The sequence below is a fragment of the Moorella humiferrea genome (assembly GCF_039233145.1).
GTDB classification, from domain to species: domain Bacteria; phylum Bacillota; class DSM-521; order Neomoorellales; family Neomoorellaceae; genus Neomoorella; species Neomoorella humiferrea.
In genome coordinates this window covers 2292665-2310738 of record NZ_CP136419.1, presented here as the reverse complement: position 1 = coordinate 2310738, position 18074 = coordinate 2292665, and the positions used below count along the sequence as shown (strand labels likewise).

Annotated in this window: 16 protein-coding genes and 1 riboswitch; all 16 genes read left to right on the top strand. The window is 53.3% G+C overall.

What is annotated here, in order from left to right; translation table 11 throughout:
• Positions 1-69 precede the first annotated feature (69 nt).
• The 16 genes from MHFGQ_RS11925 (at position 70) to MHFGQ_RS11850 (ending at position 18015) form a co-directional block, all read left to right on the top strand.
• On the top strand, positions 70-2277 hold the full coding sequence (locus tag MHFGQ_RS11925) for a molybdopterin-containing oxidoreductase family protein (RefSeq protein ID WP_106006541.1): 2208 nt from the start codon (positions 70-72) through the stop codon (positions 2275-2277).
• A 12-nt stretch (positions 2278-2289) separates the two neighbouring features.
• Positions 2290-2817, top strand: coding sequence for a 4Fe-4S dicluster domain-containing protein (locus MHFGQ_RS11920; protein ID WP_106006540.1), 528 nt, complete (start codon positions 2290-2292; stop codon positions 2815-2817).
• A gap of 345 nt (positions 2818-3162) precedes the next feature.
• Complete coding sequence (locus MHFGQ_RS14015; RefSeq protein WP_245907920.1) at positions 3163-3453, top strand: 4Fe-4S binding protein; 291 nt, start codon at positions 3163-3165, stop codon at positions 3451-3453.
• Positions 3454-3467: 14 nt separating this feature from the next.
• Positions 3468-4430 (top strand): aldehyde ferredoxin oxidoreductase N-terminal domain-containing protein, encoded by a 963-nt coding sequence (locus tag MHFGQ_RS11910; protein WP_170066416.1) that lies wholly within the window; start codon positions 3468-3470, stop codon positions 4428-4430.
• A complete protein-coding gene (locus MHFGQ_RS11905) occupies positions 4427-5689 on the top strand; it encodes an NAD(P)/FAD-dependent oxidoreductase (RefSeq protein ID WP_106006537.1) in 1263 nt (420 codons plus the stop codon). The genes MHFGQ_RS11910 and MHFGQ_RS11905 overlap by 4 nt, the downstream gene beginning before the upstream one ends.
• An 81-nt stretch (positions 5690-5770) precedes the next feature.
• The gene (locus tag MHFGQ_RS11900) at positions 5771-7207 is read left to right on the top strand and encodes an FAD-binding oxidoreductase (protein WP_106006536.1); all 1437 of its coding nucleotides are present in this window, start codon (positions 5771-5773) and stop codon (positions 7205-7207) included.
• Positions 7208-7212: 5 nt separating this feature from the next.
• Positions 7213-8376, top strand: coding sequence for a (Fe-S)-binding protein (locus tag MHFGQ_RS11895; protein ID WP_170066415.1), 1164 nt, complete (start codon positions 7213-7215; stop codon positions 8374-8376).
• A 471-nt stretch (positions 8377-8847) separates the two neighbouring features.
• Entirely contained in the window at positions 8848-9450 is a 603-nt protein-coding gene (locus MHFGQ_RS11890; RefSeq protein WP_106006534.1) for a 5-formyltetrahydrofolate cyclo-ligase, read from the top strand.
• Positions 9443-10993, top strand: coding sequence for a glycoside hydrolase family 26 protein (locus MHFGQ_RS11885; RefSeq protein WP_170066414.1), 1551 nt, complete (start codon positions 9443-9445; stop codon positions 10991-10993). Before MHFGQ_RS11890 ends, MHFGQ_RS11885 begins: the two co-directional genes overlap by 8 nt.
• A gap of 59 nt (positions 10994-11052) precedes the next feature.
• Positions 11053-12981, top strand: coding sequence for an FAD-dependent oxidoreductase (locus MHFGQ_RS11880; RefSeq protein ID WP_277997053.1), 1929 nt, complete (start codon positions 11053-11055; stop codon positions 12979-12981).
• Positions 12982-13023: 42 nt separating this feature from the next.
• Positions 13024-13166: riboswitch (molybdenum cofactor riboswitch) on the top strand.
• 55 nt (positions 13167-13221) lie between these two features.
• A complete protein-coding gene (locus tag MHFGQ_RS11875; protein WP_106006572.1) occupies positions 13222-13407 on the top strand; it encodes a hypothetical protein in 186 nt (61 codons plus the stop codon).
• 13 nt (positions 13408-13420) lie between these two features.
• A complete protein-coding gene (locus MHFGQ_RS11870) occupies positions 13421-14650 on the top strand; it encodes a molybdopterin molybdotransferase MoeA (RefSeq protein WP_106006533.1) in 1230 nt (409 codons plus the stop codon).
• Between the two features lie 44 nt (positions 14651-14694).
• Entirely contained in the window at positions 14695-15942 is a 1248-nt protein-coding gene (locus tag MHFGQ_RS11865; protein WP_106006532.1) for a molybdopterin-binding protein, read from the top strand.
• 64 nt (positions 15943-16006) lie between these two features.
• Complete coding sequence (gene moaA / locus MHFGQ_RS11860) at positions 16007-16978, top strand: GTP 3',8-cyclase MoaA (RefSeq protein WP_106006531.1); 972 nt, start codon at positions 16007-16009, stop codon at positions 16976-16978.
• 102 nt (positions 16979-17080) lie between these two features.
• Positions 17081-17584, top strand: coding sequence for a cyclic pyranopterin monophosphate synthase MoaC (gene moaC, locus MHFGQ_RS11855; protein WP_106006530.1), 504 nt, complete (start codon positions 17081-17083; stop codon positions 17582-17584).
• On the top strand, positions 17569-18015 hold the full coding sequence (locus MHFGQ_RS11850; protein WP_106006529.1) for an MOSC domain-containing protein: 447 nt from the start codon (positions 17569-17571) through the stop codon (positions 18013-18015). The genes moaC and MHFGQ_RS11850 overlap by 16 nt, the downstream gene beginning before the upstream one ends.
• The last annotated feature ends 59 nt before the right edge of the window (positions 18016-18074 follow it).

Genomic DNA, 18074 nt, shown 5'->3' with positions numbered 1-18074 from the left:
TAAATAGTAGTTTTCTCCTGTTGAAAAATTTGTATTATTAAGCTTTAAGATTGGAGGTAATGTTAGGCGATGGCTAATTTTACACGCTTACACGAAGACCTGGATAAGTATGCCATTGCGCGTAATGTTCCGGTTACTGTAGGCGGTAAGACGGTAATTGCAGACCGTGTGGTCAAAACCGCTTGTCCTCACAACTGTTATGACACCTGCGGCGTGCTTGCATACGTCAAAGATGAGAAGGTTATAAAAATTGCTGGCGATCCGGACCATCCGATTACGAGAGGACACCTGTGCGTTAAAGGATATGCCAATGTGCAGAAGATAAACAGTCCTGAGCGTGTTAAATACCCCATGATTCGCGTCGGAGAAAGGGGCGAAGGAAAGTTTCGGCGGGTTTCTTGGGATGAAGCACTGGATTATATTGTTGATAAATTGAAAGATATTCGCAGCCGTTATGGCGGCGAGGCTTTTACGGAGTATTGCTATTCAGGCAATCGCGAGCATATGGCAAAAGCTGTTAGCGGCCGCTTCCTTAATTTATACGGGGCAACAAAATTAGTCGGTAGTTTCTGCCTTTTGAGCGGCGCGGCGGGTTCATACTACAGTGTAGGCGATCAGCATACTATGTCCCCGGAGATATGGTCTGAGAAGACAGAACTGGTTTTCCTGGTAGGCAGGAATCCCTCTTTCACCAATCCCCACATTTACCCGTTCCTTTATAGAGCGATGGAGCGGGGTGCCAAGCTAATTGTTGTAGATCCTTACGTAACAGCCGTTGCTTCTAAAGCCGATCTGCACCTGCAGCCGCGCCCTGGTACCGACGTTGTGCTCGCCTTGGGAATGATGAACCACATTATTTCCCGCGATTTGCATGACAAAGAATTTATTGCCAAGCATACCCATGGTTTTGAAGAACTGCTGGAAGAAGTTAAGAAGATGCCTGTAGAAAAAGCAGCAGAACTTACGGGCATCGAGGCCGATAAAATTAGATTAGCTGCAGAGTGGTACGCCACTCATAAGACGCATACTGAATGCGGCTATGGCCATCAGAGGTATTCCAATGGCCATCAGACCCAGCGTGCCTATGCCTGCCTGGCCGCCCTCTGCGGGCATATCGGTAAGGAGACGGGTAATTACAATTTTATTGATCAGATGGGTTTCCCCGCAATTCCGGGCTTTATGAACGCTGCCAAAGTGGCGGTGCCTGCCGGGGTTGAAATTGCCAAGACACGGTTGCTCAACATCAGCACTTTTGCTGCAGGTATACACGCTGCAGACAATCCGCCGATTAAAGGCGTCATATCCTACCGTGGCGGTTTAATTTCGCAGCAGCCAGATGTTGCTTATACAATTGAAGCGCTGAAAAAACTCGATCTGTTTGTAACCATTGAGCAGTTCATGACCGACGATACTGATTGGGCCGACGTGGTCCTGCCCGGATGTCATTATCTCGAGCAATACGGATTCCATCCTTCCTATTGGCATCATTACCTGCAGGTACTTGTACCTGTGTGCCAGCCCAGCTATGAAGCTGTACCTGACATCGAAATTTGGGCTGAACTTGGGCGCCGTATGGGTTGGGAGGAATATTTCCCGCAAGGGGTTACTGGCCTCGATTATATCAAAGCTATGGTTCCCGAAGACCTGCCCATTGACGAAGCTGTATCACCACGGGGTCCATTACGCATTCCTGAAAAGTGGTGCCCGCGGGTGCCTTATGCTGACTACAAGTTCAACACACCAAGTGGCAAATTCGAATTCTATTCTATCGGTATGGAAGAGAGGGGCAAGAAATTCCCGGGCGACTTCAAACCTGTACCCTATCACCTGGAGCCAGCCGAGAGTCCGATTAGCACGCCGGAGTTGTACGCTAAATATCCAATAACCTTAATTTCCCAGCATCCTGCTTTCCGTACCCATTCGCAGTATTACAATCTGCCGTGGATTCGGGAAATTGAGGGACCGCCCAAAGTATTTATCAATAAGGACGACGCCGCCAAGCGCGGGATCAAAGAGGGCGACAAGGTTCGCATTTTTAACGACCGTGGTGAATTGAGAGGCGTTTATGCCAAGCCTACCATTAGGGTTAAACCTGGTACGGCCGAGCTTTCTAGTGGTATGTGGGTGAAGTTGGGCGCTAACGTGAACGTCCTAGCTTCGCGCACCATAGGTGGACCAAGGGATGTTGGCGATGGCATTATGGAAGAATACCATCCCTTGTTGGATGGTAATACGACCGCTTATTTCAATACCTTGGTCCAAATTGAGAAAATGTAGGGAGGAAGCGTTATGACCAGCCGGCAAAAGACTATCTATGTTGATACAAGGCGTTGCATGAACTGCCGTGCTTGCGAAACGGCTTGCAAACTGGAGAACGGTTTGCCGGCCGGACCAAGGTGGATGATGGTTGCCGAAGTGGAAGTTACCCAGGACGGCATTGATAAGACTGTTTTTCTACCCATGCCATGCCTGCATTGCGGGGAACCAGCCTGTGAAAAAGCTTGCCCGGCAGGCGCGATCTATAAGCGACCGGAAGACGGTATAGTCCTGGTTAATAAAGATAAATGCATTGGTTGCCGTCAATGTCTATGGGCCTGCCCCTTCGGCGTCCCGCAGTTCGGGTTGGACAACAAAATGGAAAAATGTACCCTGTGTGTCCACCTTACTTCAAAAGGGTTGCCGACAGCGTGCCAGGCAGCCTGCCCGGCAGAGGCCATCCTGGTCGGGACAGTGGATGAAATTTCTAAGACACTCAGAGAGCGGTATGCTAATAGCAGCAGAAAAATGCTTTTTGAAGGCAAATATATGCAAGCTTAAGCAAGGTTTTATAAATAAGCCTGGTGACGATTGATAAACAGTGGCTATGGCTGGGTGAAAGGCTGGCTCCGGGGTTTTCTATGGGCCAGCCTAACCCAGCATTAAAGTATACCAGGGACGGTTTTAGAGTATATGGTAGGAGGTGAGCCCATGCCAAAGGTTATTGCCATCAACCAGGAACGATGCAACGGTTGCCAATTGTGCCAAATAGGTTGTATGGCCAAAAAAACCGGACGTGCAGGCTTGCAAATATCTCGTATCAGAGTTGACAAACTAGCTGAAGGTGGCTGCGTAGCACTAACTTGCAATCACTGCGACGAGCCAGTTTGTGTCACAGCCTGCCTAATGGAAGCAATCACGAAAGGGGAAGACGGTGTCATTCTTCGCAATGAATCCTTTTGTATTGGTTGTCAGGCATGCGTGATCGTCTGCCCCTGGGGTGCTGTAGTATTGGATACCGATCGAGATGTAGCTGTAAGCTGCGACCTCTGCTCCGGTGAGCCGTATTGCGTCGATATCTGTCCCACCGGGGCCCTCCAGCTGGCGAGCCCCAAAGATATAAGTATGAAAAAGCGACAGTTTGCAGCGGAACGCATAGCTCTATCAGGTCCAAATACGTCTGCAGCAGTGCTTTGAGGGAGAGGGGAAAAGTGTTTGGTTGGGCAGGAAAAGTTCTTGCAGTCGATTTGAGCGAGGGAAGCTGGGAAAGCAAATCGTTACCTGAACAATTTTATCAGCAGTGGCTTGGGGGGCCCGGCCTTAATATTGCGTTGCATACAGGCAAAATGGCAGGATGGGAAAAATTGGCTGGAGATGCAGTTGCTATTGCATCAGGAGCATTGGTAGGCAGCCCCTTGATGGGTGCTAATACATGGTCAGCTGCCGGTCCGAGTAGCCCGGAGCCGGGTTTAGCGTTCGCTTATGGAACGGGAAACTGGGGTGCATATTTAAAGTTTACAGGCTGGGACCAGGTGATACTGGGACGGACTGCCGTACGGCCTTCATATCTAGTGATTGACAAAGATGGGTGTTGCCTTGAAAGAATACAAGAGCCCATAGAAGATGCAGGCGCTATTGCGAAATTCATAAGGAAAAAACTTGGGGATGCTGAAGCGGCAATATTGGTCTTTACGTTCCAGGGAATTGTGAGCGATAGGGGCCTTGTTTTTGAAGACCAGGTTGCTGTTGGCTCGTTGCTTGCAAAGCGTAACCTCCGTGCGATTGCCGTTCAAAAGCAGGGCAGTGTGAACCTGGCCGATCCTGAAACGGTTTTGCATGAAGCCCGTAACGCTGTTCAAAGATGGCTAATAACGGGAATGAAATGGGGCTACAGTGGCTGCCTGGCATGTCATGGAAGCTGCCGGCAAAGAGAAAAGGCGGTCACCTGTGAGGAAAATGACCAGGTGGCTTCCAGTTTATGGTTGGCCGCTGGAATTTGCCCGCAACTGATTGCCTCCGGGGCCAGCCCATGGGCGGCAGCAGACCTGGAAAAACTGATCTGCGCGGTGACAGGATGGCAGTGCTCTCGGGAGCAGCTTTGGAAGATCGCCCACAAAATACACAATGCCAATAAGGTCCTGAGCGAGGAGTTGGGGGGCTGGTTTGGTAAATGAATAACTACCGGGATTTACAAATTGTAATTATAGGTGACGGTATTGCCGGGTATACGGCTGCCAGGCAGCTCCGGCTTCTTGCTCCAGAGGTACCTGTTACTTTAATCGGAGCTGAAAAAACACAGCCATATTCAGCCTGTGCCCTGCCGGATTACCTGGGAGGATACCTTCCGAAGGAAAATATTTTTTTGCCTCCTTTTCGTGGGCTTGACGGGATAAAAATATGGAAAGGCATAGCAGCTGAGGGGTTTGACCCTAAAGATCAGCGGGTAAGTGCAGGGGGACAACGACTGCCGTATGACAAGCTGATACTAGCTACTGGAAGCGTGGCCCTGGTGCCGCCTGTACCGGGAACAAGACTTGCCGGTAATTTTACTCTTAAAACCCTGGCCGACGTGGAGGCAATCCTGGCCTGGGAGGGGAAATCTGCTGTTGTAGTTGGTTCAGGAGCCATCGGTGTGGAAGCAAGTATTGCCTTACGTAAGCGGGAGATCGAGGTCACCCTTATTGAACTGCTGGATCGCATTTTACCTACTGCTTTTGATTTAGAAGCTTCACGTTTATTTCAAAAAGAGATTGAAAAGCACGGTATTAAGGTTTTAGTGGGAGAGAAGGTTGTAGGAGTAGAAGGGAAAGACAGGGTCACCGGGGTAAAAACCAGCCAGGGCCTTATAACCTGTGACATGGTGATTTGGGCGGCTGGGGTACGGCCTAATACTGCCCTGGCCCAAGACGCGGGCCTGGAAATAGGGCAATTTCGCGGCATCAAAGTCAATAAAGAAATGGCTACCAGCGTCTCTAATATTTATGCCTGTGGTGACTGCGTGGAAACGTGGGACCGCATACTTAAAAGGCCTGGTTTAAGTTTATTATGGGCCAGTGCTAAAGAGCAGGCCGCTATTGTCGCTCATAACTGTTTAGGTACAGCGCCTCGCGAATATCCCGGCTCTTTAGGGGTTTTAATTGTAGAAGCCGGTGATGTTACAGCTGTATCTGCAGGGTTTACTGAAGCCGCCCTTAAAGATGTGGGAGAGACTACTATAAGCACAGATATGAACGACAAAGGTTACACCAAATTAATAACGAAAGATGGTAGAATTCTAGGCGTACAATTTGTGGGGAGCTTGCAAGGAGCCGGGGCAGTTCTGGCTTGGATGCAGAAAGGTACTACTTTATCCGCAGCCAGAGAGGTTTTATCTAATACGATTTATCTAAAAGGTGCCCCCTGGTATTACCAAGGGGCCAGGTTTGTTAGTTAAAAATGTGTTTAGAGCTGTGACCACTTCACACCACCATAAGTGCAAGGTTGTGGGTTTAAGATTTGGTCAAAGGTGGTATTTATGGACAAGTTTTTAACCGACCTACTTGGTGATCGCGTTACTGAAGATTGGTGGGAGCGCATAGTATACGGGCGTGATTTAGCGGAAGTGCCAAAAATCATGTGCCGTATATTAGGATTAGAGACTGTCCCCGATATGGTGGCCCGTCCGGTAAACACCGAAGAAACAGCGGCGCTGGTCAAATATGCCAGCAATAAAGGTATGCCCATCACGCCGCGAGGGAGCGGTTCCTCGGCATTTTTTAACAGCGTTCCGGTAAAAAAAGGGCTAACACTTGATATGAGCAGCTTTAAGGGTATCGAGCTGCTGAATGGCGAACGAGAGGAAGTTACAGTTGGAGCAGGTACCCGGTGGCAAGCCCTTGATCAAGAGTTAAGGCAATCGGGTTGGGCTGTTAAAAGCTACCCAACCAGCGCTCCTGCGGCAACAGTGGCCGGCTGGCTGAGTATGGAAGGGTATGGTATTGGTAGCGTGTATTATGGTCCTTTGAGCAATCAGGTAACAAAGCTTGAGGTTGTTTTATCCGATGGGACAGTTCAAGAGGTTACGCAAGAAAGCAGGCCGCCGGTTGCATGGTTTGCGGGTTGTGATGGCACTTTAGGAGTTATCACCCGAATAACCCTGAGCATCAGGCGAGCTCCAGCGGCAGAGGGGCATTGGCTGTTGTCTTTTAATCAATCAGAAACTCTTTGCGAAGCTGCCAGGGAACTGGCGGCGGCTACTGAGAAGCCTTACCATCTTGGCTATTTCAGCAGTACTTATTTTGACTTCCTTCGTCAACTGGGAACCCCAGCACCTGAGGGAGAAATTCTTGAGGTTGATTATGAAGGAGAAAAAGCAAGCGTTGCAGCTGGCAGGGCAGTGGTAGAAGAGGTTGCCAGAAAATATAACGCTATAATCTTAGATCCGGACATAACGGCTCATAAATGGGAAGAGCGTTTCTACCATATGCGTTTTAAGCGACTAGGACCAACGTTAATGGCGGCTGAAGATTGGCTGCCCCTCCAGAATTTAGGTAAGTACCGGGAAACATTAAAAAAATTAAGCCGTCGGTTGGGCACTAAATTTTATAGCTATGGAACCATTGTTTCTCCAGATAAAATGACAGTTTTCACCGGGTACCGTGCAGATGCAAGGCAAAAGCTGGCGTATGTGGTAGCCATGGCTGTCACGGGGCGGTTACATGCGCTGGCCAGGAAGCTAGGGGGTTATCCTTATTCCCTTGGGCTATGGAATACTCCTTATTTACCTATCATTTACTCTCGAGAGGAATTGGCCGAACTCAGGAGACGGAAGGAGCAGCTTGATCCACAGGGCCTGTTCAACCCTGGTAAACACTATACCTATCCTGTCCTGCTGGCGCCTTGGCTTTTTTCACTGGGTGTCAATGTGGTTAGTTCGCTACAGAGATTTACCGGGCCGTGTGAATGGGAGTGAAAAGTGTGGAAAAGAAGTTTTATTATACAGGTTTGCAAGAAGAAGCCACAATCTGTGGCCGCTGTGGTTACTGCCGGGATGTGTGCCCGGCATTTGCGGCCGGGGGCTGGGAAACTTATTCGCCCCGGGGGAAATTGGCGCTGGTGCAGGCCATGAAAAACAATGAATATCCCCCAAAGCTTGTCGAACGCGTTTACCAGTGCACATTATGCAGCGCCTGCCGGGAAGCATGTCACGTTAATATTGATACCCGTAAGATGTGGTTGGAACTGCGTCACCGGATAGTATCCGCCGGGCTGGCTCCGGAGGCCATGTATTCTCTCAAAGAAACCGTGTTAGCTAAAGGAAATATATCCGGAGAAGATCCTCAAAGCCGCCTGCTATGGGCAGAGAATCTTGGTGAAGAACTGCCCGTAGGATTGACTGGTAAAAAACAGGCGGAGGTATTATACTTTCTCGGCTGTGTGGCTTCCTTATATCCGGCTGCCTTTAGCATTTCCCAGTCGATGGTCAAAATTATGCTTAAGGCCGGTGTCAATTTTACAACCCTGGGAGCTGATGAGATTTGTTGTGGCTTTCCTTTGCTGGCAGCAGGAATGCCAGAAGAGGCAGCCCAGCTAGCTGTCCGTAATATAGCAAAGGTTGAAGCTCTAGCTCCTTCTTTAATTGTAACTACTTGCCCTTCTTGCCTGCATACTTGGAAGCATGAATATCCGCGGCTACTAAATAGAGCTTTACCGGTGCCAATCCTCCACAGCAGCCAGTACTTACTTCGATTGGTGGAGGAAGGAAGATTAAATATTTCTACCCGCAAGGAAGTTGTAACTTACCATGACCCCTGCGATCTAGGGCGCAATAATGGTATTTATGAAGAACCGCGGCAATTAATCACCTCAGTGCCAGGAATAGAATTGATTGAGATGGAACGAAACCGGGCCAACTCCCTTTGCTGTGGCGGCGGGGGGAATTTGGAAATGGTCGACCAGCAACTCTCGGCGGCGATTGGTAGTCTAAAGGTAGAAATGATAAAAAGGACGGGAGCCCAGACAGTAATCACCACTTGCCAACAATGCAAGCGTACCATAGGGGGGGCCATTAGAAAAGCCAGGGTAAGAGTACGAGTTCAAGACCTTACGGAATTTATTGTATCATCACTTAAAAATTGCTAATCGTTTTTTAAAGATATCTTTAGGGAAAAACTGATAGAATAGGTACCGGGTTGTTGCTTTTTTTACTATGGGATCTACAGCGGTGCAGAATATGTGCATTTCTTTCTGCACCGGCACATGTAATTTTAAACGCTATCCCCGATTTGCCCCTTTATTAACAGGTCCTTAGTCCCCAGTCGGGACTAATTTGGGACCTGAACGGTTGTTTTTTGTGGACGGTTCGTCCTGTGGATAATGTGTATAAATCTGTGACTAACTGAGAATTGAGGTTCCCCGGGTTGTGGATAAAATTTAAGGCCTTCCGGTGGATAGTTATACACTTAATGTGGATAACCTGCCGGAAGGCTTGATTTTCAAAGGAGAATTTTGTGGAAAGGTTGTGGATATAACAATTTTAAGCTGCGTCGGGCAGGAATTAGTTGCTCTTGTGTCTAAATCATATTTAAGCTTGAAGGGGCGGGAGAAGGAGCGATGAAACAGGAACTGAGGCGGCTGGTAATTGCCCGGCGCAACGCCCTGGCGGAAACCGTGAGGGAAACTAAAAGTGAAATCATATATAACAAACTTACGGGACTTCCTGCCTGGCAGCAGGCTGAGGTGGTCATGAGCTATGTTTCTTTTGGCAGCGAGGTGACCACCCACGCCCTGATCAAAGGGGCTCTGGCCGTGGGGAAAAGGGTGGCTGTGCCCTTATGCGTCCGGGAAGGTCGGTGTCTCATCCCTTCGGAAATTTTCGCCTTTCCTGACGATTTGCGTCCCGGCACTTGGGGCATCCTGGAGCCCCGCCAGGAATGTTTACGCCCCCTGGATCCGCAACTCATCGATCTGGTCATTGTTCCGGGGGTGGCTTTCGACAGGAAGGGCAACCGCCTGGGTTATGGGGCCGGCTACTATGACCGTTTTCTTAAGACGTTAAGGCCGGGGGCCGCGATCATTGCCCTGGCCTTTTCTGAGCAGATCGTTCCCGACGTTTACGCCGAGGACCATGATCTGCCGGTGGACATGGTGGTTACCGACGAAGAAGTTATTAACTGTTGCGGTTATTATCGGCGAAGGGAGCAAGGAAATGCGTAAAGGGAGCTGGTTGGTTTTCCTTCTTCTTTTTTTACTGGCTTTGGGCGGTGGGCGCCTGCCACCCCAACCCTTTGGTAGCGGAAAAACGTCCGCCGTCTGGAGCAAATCCCCGGTCGACAACAATGAACGCGATTATAAGGATTTAGTAAATACATATGACGGTTTCAGTTTAAGGTATCCCGGAGACTGGCGACCGGAGATTATTCCCGGTGTGGTAACCATTTTGGTGCAGCCCGGCAATGCCAAAATATCAATTTTTGCCCAGCCCCTGGGTAAAATCAGCGCTGAGGAGTACGTCCTTTACAGCAACCGCAGCCTTCAGGAGGGCTGGGGGGGTATCAAACTGCGTAAACAGCAGCAGTTAAATATCAAGGGCAACCTGGCCTGGCGGTTTGAATGGACGCGCCGGCAGCTGGGCGCCGGAGATTTAAACTATTACTGTGAGTATGACCTGGTTATCGACAAAACTGTATATACTTTTATGCTTAAAAGCAACCAGGCCGGTTTTACGGCCGCAGTAAGGGATTTAAACCGGATTATCAGCAGCTTCAAGCCGCAACCGGCCCGAGGCGCTCCTGCCCTGCCTGAGCCCCAGATGGTACAGCGAGATATTACCATTGCCGGCCGGCATCACCTTTTACAAATCCCGGCGGATAAAATCCTGTGGGGCATCCTTAATTCCCATAAGTTAGGACAACTAGAATATTTTACAAAACTGCTGCCCCTGGAAAAAGAACTCGATTTTAAATTTCAGTTCCTTATCACTTATGCCGCCTTTGACACCCGCTTCAACTTTGCTGAGTTGAAGAAGATCTATGATGACAATCGCGTATTGATGATCGCTCTGCAGCCCTGGTGGTATGGAAAGAGGGAGGATACTTCCCTTATCGACCTTATCGATGGGAAATATGACTCAATCCTGCGGGAATGGGCGCGGCAGTTTAAAGCCCTGGAGGACCCGGTGTTTGTCCGCTTCGGCAACGAGATGAACGGCGACTGGTCCACCTGGTCGGCCTGGTATTACGGCAAAGATGCAGATATTTTTAAAATGGCATGGGAGCATGTATACCGTATCTTTAAGGCGGAGGGGGCCGAAAATGTCCTTTTCGTCTTTAATCCCCACGATCGTTCTTTTCCTAACTTCAAATGGAACAATTACCTCCTCTATTATCCCGGTGACCAAACAGTGGACTGGATCGGCCTGACGGGGTATAACAACGGCACCAGCCATGAGGCCGACGTCTGGCGCGGGTTTAATGAAATCTATGCACCCCTGTATCGCGAATATATGTATCATTTCGGCGACAAGCCCTTTATGATCACCGAGTTTTCCAGTAATGAAGAAGGCGGTGACAAGGCCGCCTGGATCCGGGAATGTTTCCGTAGTCTGGCGCAATACCCCAATATCAAAATTGCCGTGTGGTTTAACCAGGTGGACGGCAAGTGGCTCTATAACCTCGATTCTTCACCCCGCAGCCGGGAAGCCTTTAAAGAAGGCCTTAAGGATCCACGCTACCGCTTCCAGGCGGTGACCCCGAGATAGAAAGGGTTTCGGCAGGCGGTGGTATTTAAAGCCCTGGGGAAAAGGTGTGAATGTGCAGGATGCCGGATAGAAGGAAAGCACTCCTTTTTTTAAGCTTCCTGGTATTATTAGTACTTGTGGCAGGATGGAAGGTTTGGCCCGCCAGGATGGCCATGTTGGAGCGGGCGAGGTACCACTTGACTATTTGGCAGGCCCGGTCAGGGCAGGTGCTTGCTCGGCAGGAAAGGGATCCGTCTTCTTTTCCGCCGGCGCCTCCGGCCCTCGACGGGACAAGGTATGATGTAGTGGTGGTGGGCGGGCAGCCGGAAGGTGTGGCCGCCGCCGTTTCCGCTGCCCGCCAGGGGGTAAAGGTCCTCCTGGTGGAAAAGCGCGATGGCCTGGGGGGGCTTTTTACTTACGGCTGGCTGAACTTTATTGACATGAATTACGGGCCGAAGCAAGAATTGCTGACCCGCGGTACTTTCCTTGATTTTTACCGCCAGGTGGGGGGCAGCGTTTTTGATGTCGCCGTGGCCAAAAAGGTTTTCCAGGATATGGTGGAACGTTATCCCAACCTGGCTTTAAGCCTGAATACCAAATTTAAAGAACCCATTATGGAAGGCGGCAGGATTACAGGCATCAAGGCTGTCCGGGACGGGCAGGAAATAACTTTTTACGGCGATCGGATCATCGATGCCACCCAGGATGCCATTGTTGCCGCTGCCGCCGGTGTTCCCTATACGGTCGGCGCCGAAGATATGGGCGAACCCGAGCGGCGCCAGGCCGTGACCCTGGTCTTTCACCTGGGAAATATCGACTGGGAAGCCCTGGAGCAGGCTGTCAAGGAAGGACGAATCAAAGACGCTAAAATATCCGACCGGGCCGCTTGGGGTTTTGCCGACGTGGGCGCGGCCTATCAACCTTCCACTCCACGTCTGCGGCTGCGGGGCTTGAACATCGGCCGCCAAAATGACGGCACTATCCTCATCAATGCCCTGCAGATCTTCGGCGTCGATGGCCTAAGCGAGGTTTCCAAAGCTGAAGCCATGGAGCTGGCCCAAAAAGAGCTACCCGCCATAACCGCTTTCCTGCGCGAACGGCTGCCCGGCTTTGCCGGGGCCAAACTCTTAGGGGCGGCGCCGGAACTCTACGTTCGGGAGACCCGTCACATCAAGGCCCTTTACCAGCTGGAACTGAATGACGTCCTCTTCAACCGCTATTTCGCCGATGCCATCGCCCTGGGCTCCTACCCGGTGGATGTCCAGGCGACTTCGCCCCAGGATACGGGGTACGTTTACGGCCGGCCGGAAGTTTACAGCATTCCCTTCCGTTCCTTGGTGCCCCAGGGAGTCGATAACCTCCTGGTGGTAGGGCGTTCGGCCGGCTATACCCACCTGGCCGCCGGCAGCGCCAGGGTGGTGCCCATAGGCATGGCCACCGGCGACGCCGCCGGGGTGGCGGCCGCTTATTCCTTGAAGGTAAAAAAGACCTTCCCCGAGCTGGCGGCCGACCGGGCAGACATTAAGGAAATCCAGGACCTCCTGGTGAAGGCCGGCGCCTATTTAAAGGACTACCAGATCAAAAATCCCCTTGAAAATCACTGGGCCTTCAACGGGCTTAAGTTCGTCAACCGATGGGGATTGATTGTCGCCGGTTATAACAACGACTGGAAATTGGATGCCCCCGTCAACCAGGCAAGCTTTTACTATATGACGGCTAATGCCTTAAAAAGGGCGGCCGGCCGGGGCGACCTGGTTGCCGCCAAAGCAGCGGTCTTAAAACCCTATCTCCAACGGGAACCCTTGACGCGGGGCAATGCCGCCCGCCTCCTCCTCACCTACCTGGGTGAGGATGCAGTGGCTTTAGATCCGGAGGCGGCAGTAGCCCAGGCCGCGGCAAAAGGCCTCCTACCCGTGGATAAGACGGGAAGCGATCCACAGGGAATAGTAACCGGAGCGGAAGCCTACTACGCTACCGAGAGGCTCTGCGCCCTGGTAGGAAAAATTTAATCACCCCTTGCTTCCTGCTTCTGGTTATGCTACAATAAACATAACTGCATATACCTCCGAGCCAGTGGACCTAAGGTGTTAAAGCTATGGTTGCTGGCCTCCTGCCTTTTTTACAGGCAGCGACGGGGTAGGCGGGGAAACCTGCCTGCCTCCCGGAATGGGAAAGGAGTTTTTCGTAAACTTCAGGCACCCTTCCGGGTGCTTTATATTTTTAACAATGCCAAAAAGGGGGGGCAGCAGATGATCGACCGGCAGGCCGTTCAGGCAGCGGTAAAGGAAGCCGCGGCAGAACACGGCGGCAGGCTGCCCTGCGCGGTGGCCCAGGAATTGGCCCGCCGTCTGCAGGTACCCATGCGGGAAGTGGGCCGGGCCGCCGACGAACTCAAGATAAAAATCATCCAGTGCCAGCTTGGGTGTTTCGAGTAGCAGGGGGTCGGCAATGGAACTTTTTCGCGTAGTGACGTTGGCCGAAGCGCGCCAATTGCTATCCCGTTACTGGCCCCTCAAGGGGCGGCGGAAAGAGGTTTTACCTTTGCTTGCCGCCCTGGGACGCGAACTGGCCCGGCCGGTAACGGCCCAGGACGACATTCCGGGTTTTACCCGGGCCACCATGGACGGTTATGCCGTCCGGGCAGAGGATACCTTCGGGGCCGCAGAAGGGGAACCGGTAATTTTGCAGCTGGTAGGAGAAGTTCCTATGGGGCAGCCGGCCACGGTCGCCGTGGGACCCGGCCAGGCTGTATCCGTGGCCACGGGAAGTATGATTCCAGAGGGTGCCGATGCAGTAGTAATGGTAGAAAATACAGAAATTATTTCCGGCGATAGAGTAGCCGTTTTCAAACCCGTGGCCCCGGGGCAGGACCTGGTGCGCCGGGGTGCCGACGCCCGTGCCGGCGCCTGTATCCTGCCGGCCGGTCACATCTTGCGTCCCCAGGATCTAGGAATTTTGGCAGGCCTGGGAGTAACTCGCGTAACGGTATATGAACCCTGGCGGGTAGGCATCCTGGCTACGGGCAATGAAATCGTTCCTCCTGATGAGGAACCTGCGCCCGGTCAGGTGAGGGATATCAATTCCTATACCCTGGCGGGCCTGGCTGGGAGAAGCGGTGCCGCAGTCACCCTCTACGGCATCGCCCCTGATGACCTGGAGACCCTTGTCACCAGAGTCAAGCAGGCCATGGCGGAAAACCACCTTGTACTTCTTTCCGGTGGGAGCTCTGTAGGTACCCGTGATTTAACCGTCCGGGTGTTGGCCGGCCTGGGACAACCGGGTATCCTTTTCCACGGCGTGGCCGTCCGCCCGGGCAAGCCGACGGTGGCGACGGTGGCCGGCGACAGGATGATTATAGGACTTCCCGGCCATCCCGTTTCGGCCATGGTCGTTTTTCGCATCCTTATCGAACCGTTGCTTAAGTACGGCGGCTACGACCATCCCTCGGGCCGGGCGGCGGTGACGGCGCGTTTAAGCCGTACCGTTACCTCCATTCCCGGACGCGAAGACTATATCCGCGTCCGCCTGGAAGAAGGACCGGAGGGCCTCCTGGCCGTACCGGTGCCGGGGGGTTCGAGCATGATCTCCTCGATGGTATGGGCTGACGGCTTGATTGTCGTTCCCCTGGAAGAAGAGGGTTTGGAAGCAGGTACTTTGGTTGAAGTGCACCTGTTTTAAGCACGTTGCGTTCGTTATTATACCCTGGAAAGAAGGGTCGATTTTTGACGCGCAAGGTCTTTCTTTCTAACCGCCCCTGGCAGGAAGCCCGAGAGGAATTCCTGGCGACATTAAGGGCCGAAGGCTATCTGACGGAGTTGCCGGTGGAAGAGATAGAAGTAACTGCAGCCCTGGGCCGGGTGACGGCGGCGCCGGTTTATGCCGCCGTCTCCTCTCCCCATTACCCGGCGGCGGCCATGGACGGGATAGCGGTACGGGCGGAAGCGACCTTTACTGCCGGCGAGGGGAACCCTCTGGAACTGGCCCTTGGCCACGAGGCGGTGACGGTGGATACCGGCGATCCCGTACCGGAAGGCTTTGATGCCGTTATTATGATTGAAGAAGTAACCTTTGAAGATAAAGGCGTTGCCGTGATCCGGCGCCCGGCCGTGCCCGGCCAGAACATCCGGCCGGTGGGTGAGAATATTAAGGCCGGCGAGCTGTTGGTGCCGGCCGGCCATGTCCTAACTCCTTTTGATCTGGGGGGACTCCTTTCGGCCGGGGTCACCCGGGTGGCTGTCCGGCCCCGGCCGCGGGTGGCCATCCTACCTACAGGAACGGAATTGGTGCCGCCCAATCCCAATCCGGCTCCCGGCCAGATACTGGAATCCAACGGGACTATGCTGGCCGGGCTGGTGACCCTCTGGGGAGGTGAGCCCCAGGTTTATCCCATAACGCCCGATGATTACCGCCTTCTCAAGGAACGCCTCCTTGAGGCAGTGGCGGCAAGTGACCTGGTCCTCATCAACGCTGGTTCTTCGGCCGGCCGGGAGGATTATACCGCCGGCCTGGTGGCCGAGGTGGGACGGGTTTTAACCCACGGCGTCGCCACTAAGCCCGGGAAACCGGTAATCCTGGGTATGGTCGAAGGCAAACCGGTAATCGGCGTTCCGGGTTACCCGGTATCCGCCGCCCTGTGCGCGGAACTCTTTGCCCGGCCGCTAATCTATTATCGCCAAGGGTTGGAGCCACCCCGGCGGGAACAGGTCAGGGCCGTCCTGGGACGTAAAATTTACTCCCCCCTGGGCCGGGAGGAATTTATCCGCGTCCGGCTAGAGAAGGAGGGGGACAGGCTGGTGGCCCATCCCACATCACGAGGGGCCGCCACCATCATGGCCCTGGCCCGCGCCGATGGCATCGTAGTGGTACCCCGCCTTGCCGAGGGTTTTGCCGCCGGCCAGGAAGTTACGGTGTATCTCCTGCGGCCGTTGGAGGACCTTGCAGAAGAGGCCTACGGCAGCCGGGAGGAATAGAGCTTTTCCCTGAGAACGTGCCGGCGGTAGGCAACTTGTTTGAACGGAGAAAAGAGGGAGAGCGGTGGAAGATCATTTTTCCCGTCAGATAAATTACCTGCGCATTGCTATCACCGACCGCTGCAATCTGCGCTGCCGCTACTGCATGCCGGCCGCCGGGGTGCCCTTGAAGGGCCACGATGACATCCTGCGGTTGGAAGAGATTGTCACCCTGGCGCGTGCGGCGATGAGAATTGGGATTAACCGCATTCGCCTCACCGGGGGTGAACCCCTGGTGAGGAAAAATGTGGTGACCTTGGTGCGGGAACTGGCTAAACTTCCGACCCTCAAAGAGATTTCCCTGACCACCAATGGTACCTTCCTGGCAGGATTGGCCGCAGCCCTTAAAGAAGCAGGCTTGAGCCGGGTGAATATCAGCCTGGATACGCTGCAAAAAGATCGCTACCGCTACATCACCCGCCGGGGCAATATAGCGAGCGTCTGGCAGGGCATTCGCGCCGCCCTGGCCGTAGGTTTGACGCCGGTAAAAATTAATGTTGTCGTCGCCAGGGGCTTTAATGACGACGAAATCCTAGACTTTGCTCGGCTGGCTATGGAGGAACCCCTGCATATACGTTTTATAGAGTTGATGCCCATCGGCGCGGCCGCCGCTTCTGGCTGTAGTTTTTTGCCTATGGCTGAGATTAAGGGCCGGATTGAAGCGGTTTATCCTTTAGAACCTTTAACTGATCTGGCGACCAACGGCCCTGCCGTTAACTTTCGAGTGGCCGGCGGCCGGGGCAGTATCGGCTTTATTAGCGCCATATCCGAACATTTTTGTAACCGTTGCAACCGCTTGCGCCTGACGGCCGATGGGAAACTCAGGCCCTGCCTCTACTGGGACGGGGAAATCGACATCAAAGGAGCCTTGCGCGCCGGAGCAACCGAAGAGGAATTGGCTTCCATTTTCGCCCGGGCCGTAAGCCTCAAACCGGCCGAGCACCATATGGAAAGGGGCTGGCGCCAGGCCCGGGTCATGTCCCAAATCGGCGGTTAACCGGCGGGGCGAAGGCTAGATGCCGGCCGGATAGTGGAAGTTCTTGGTACTGCCCAACAAAGCCGTGGCGAAAGGAAGGCTATAAACTTAAGGAGTGGTACGATGGCTAATGGCCTCACCCATCTTGACGCTAAAGGAGCTGCACGGATGGTGGACGTGGGCGCCAAGGCCGTTACCGAACGGTTGGCTGTGGCCCGGGGACGGGTGCTAATGGGCAAAAGCACCCTGGACCTCATTTTGGAGGGACATGTTCCCAAAGGTGACGTCCTTGCCGTGGCCCGGGTGGCCGGGATCATGGCCGCCAAAAAAACGGGGTCGTTAATCCCCCTCTGCCACCCCCTGGCTATAAGCGCGGTGAGTATCGACTTTCGCCCCGACAGGGACGCGGGAGCCCTGGAAATCGAAGCCCGAGTAAAAACCACCGGGCAGACCGGCGTGGAAATGGAGGCCCTGACGGCGGTAAGCGTGGCCGCCCTGACCATTTACGATATGTGTAAGGCAGTCGAACGCGGTATGGTCATCGACAACATAAGGTTGATAGAAAAATCGGGTGGCCGCAGCGGCCATTATCAGCGGGAAGGGGAGAAACCATGGGACGTATCGTAGCCGTATGTGTGTCGGCCAATAAAGGCGAGCGCAAGAAGAATATAGGCCGGGGCATGCTCATCGCCAACCACGGCCTGGAAGGAGACGCCCATGCCGGCCCCTGGCACCGCCAGGTGAGCCTGCTGGCTATGGAAAGCATCGCCAAGATGCAGGCCAAAGGTCTGAAAGTCGGCCCCGGCGACTTCGCCGAGAACCTGACAACGGAGGGTATTGATTTGGTATCCCTGCCGGTGGGTACGAAACTAAAAATCGGCGACCGGGTCCTAACCGAGGTCACCCAGATCGGCAAGGAGTGCCACAGCCGCTGCGCCATTTATCGCCAGGCGGGAGACTGCGTCATGCCCAGGGAGGGAATTTTTGTAGCTGTCCTGGAGGGCGGCCCGGTCCAGGTGGGCGACCGGATCGAAGTGATTGATCCAGGAACGGAGTGAGCCCCAGATACTTTAGAATAATACCTTCCAGGAGAGTATTGCCTGGACGGTGGAGGGAT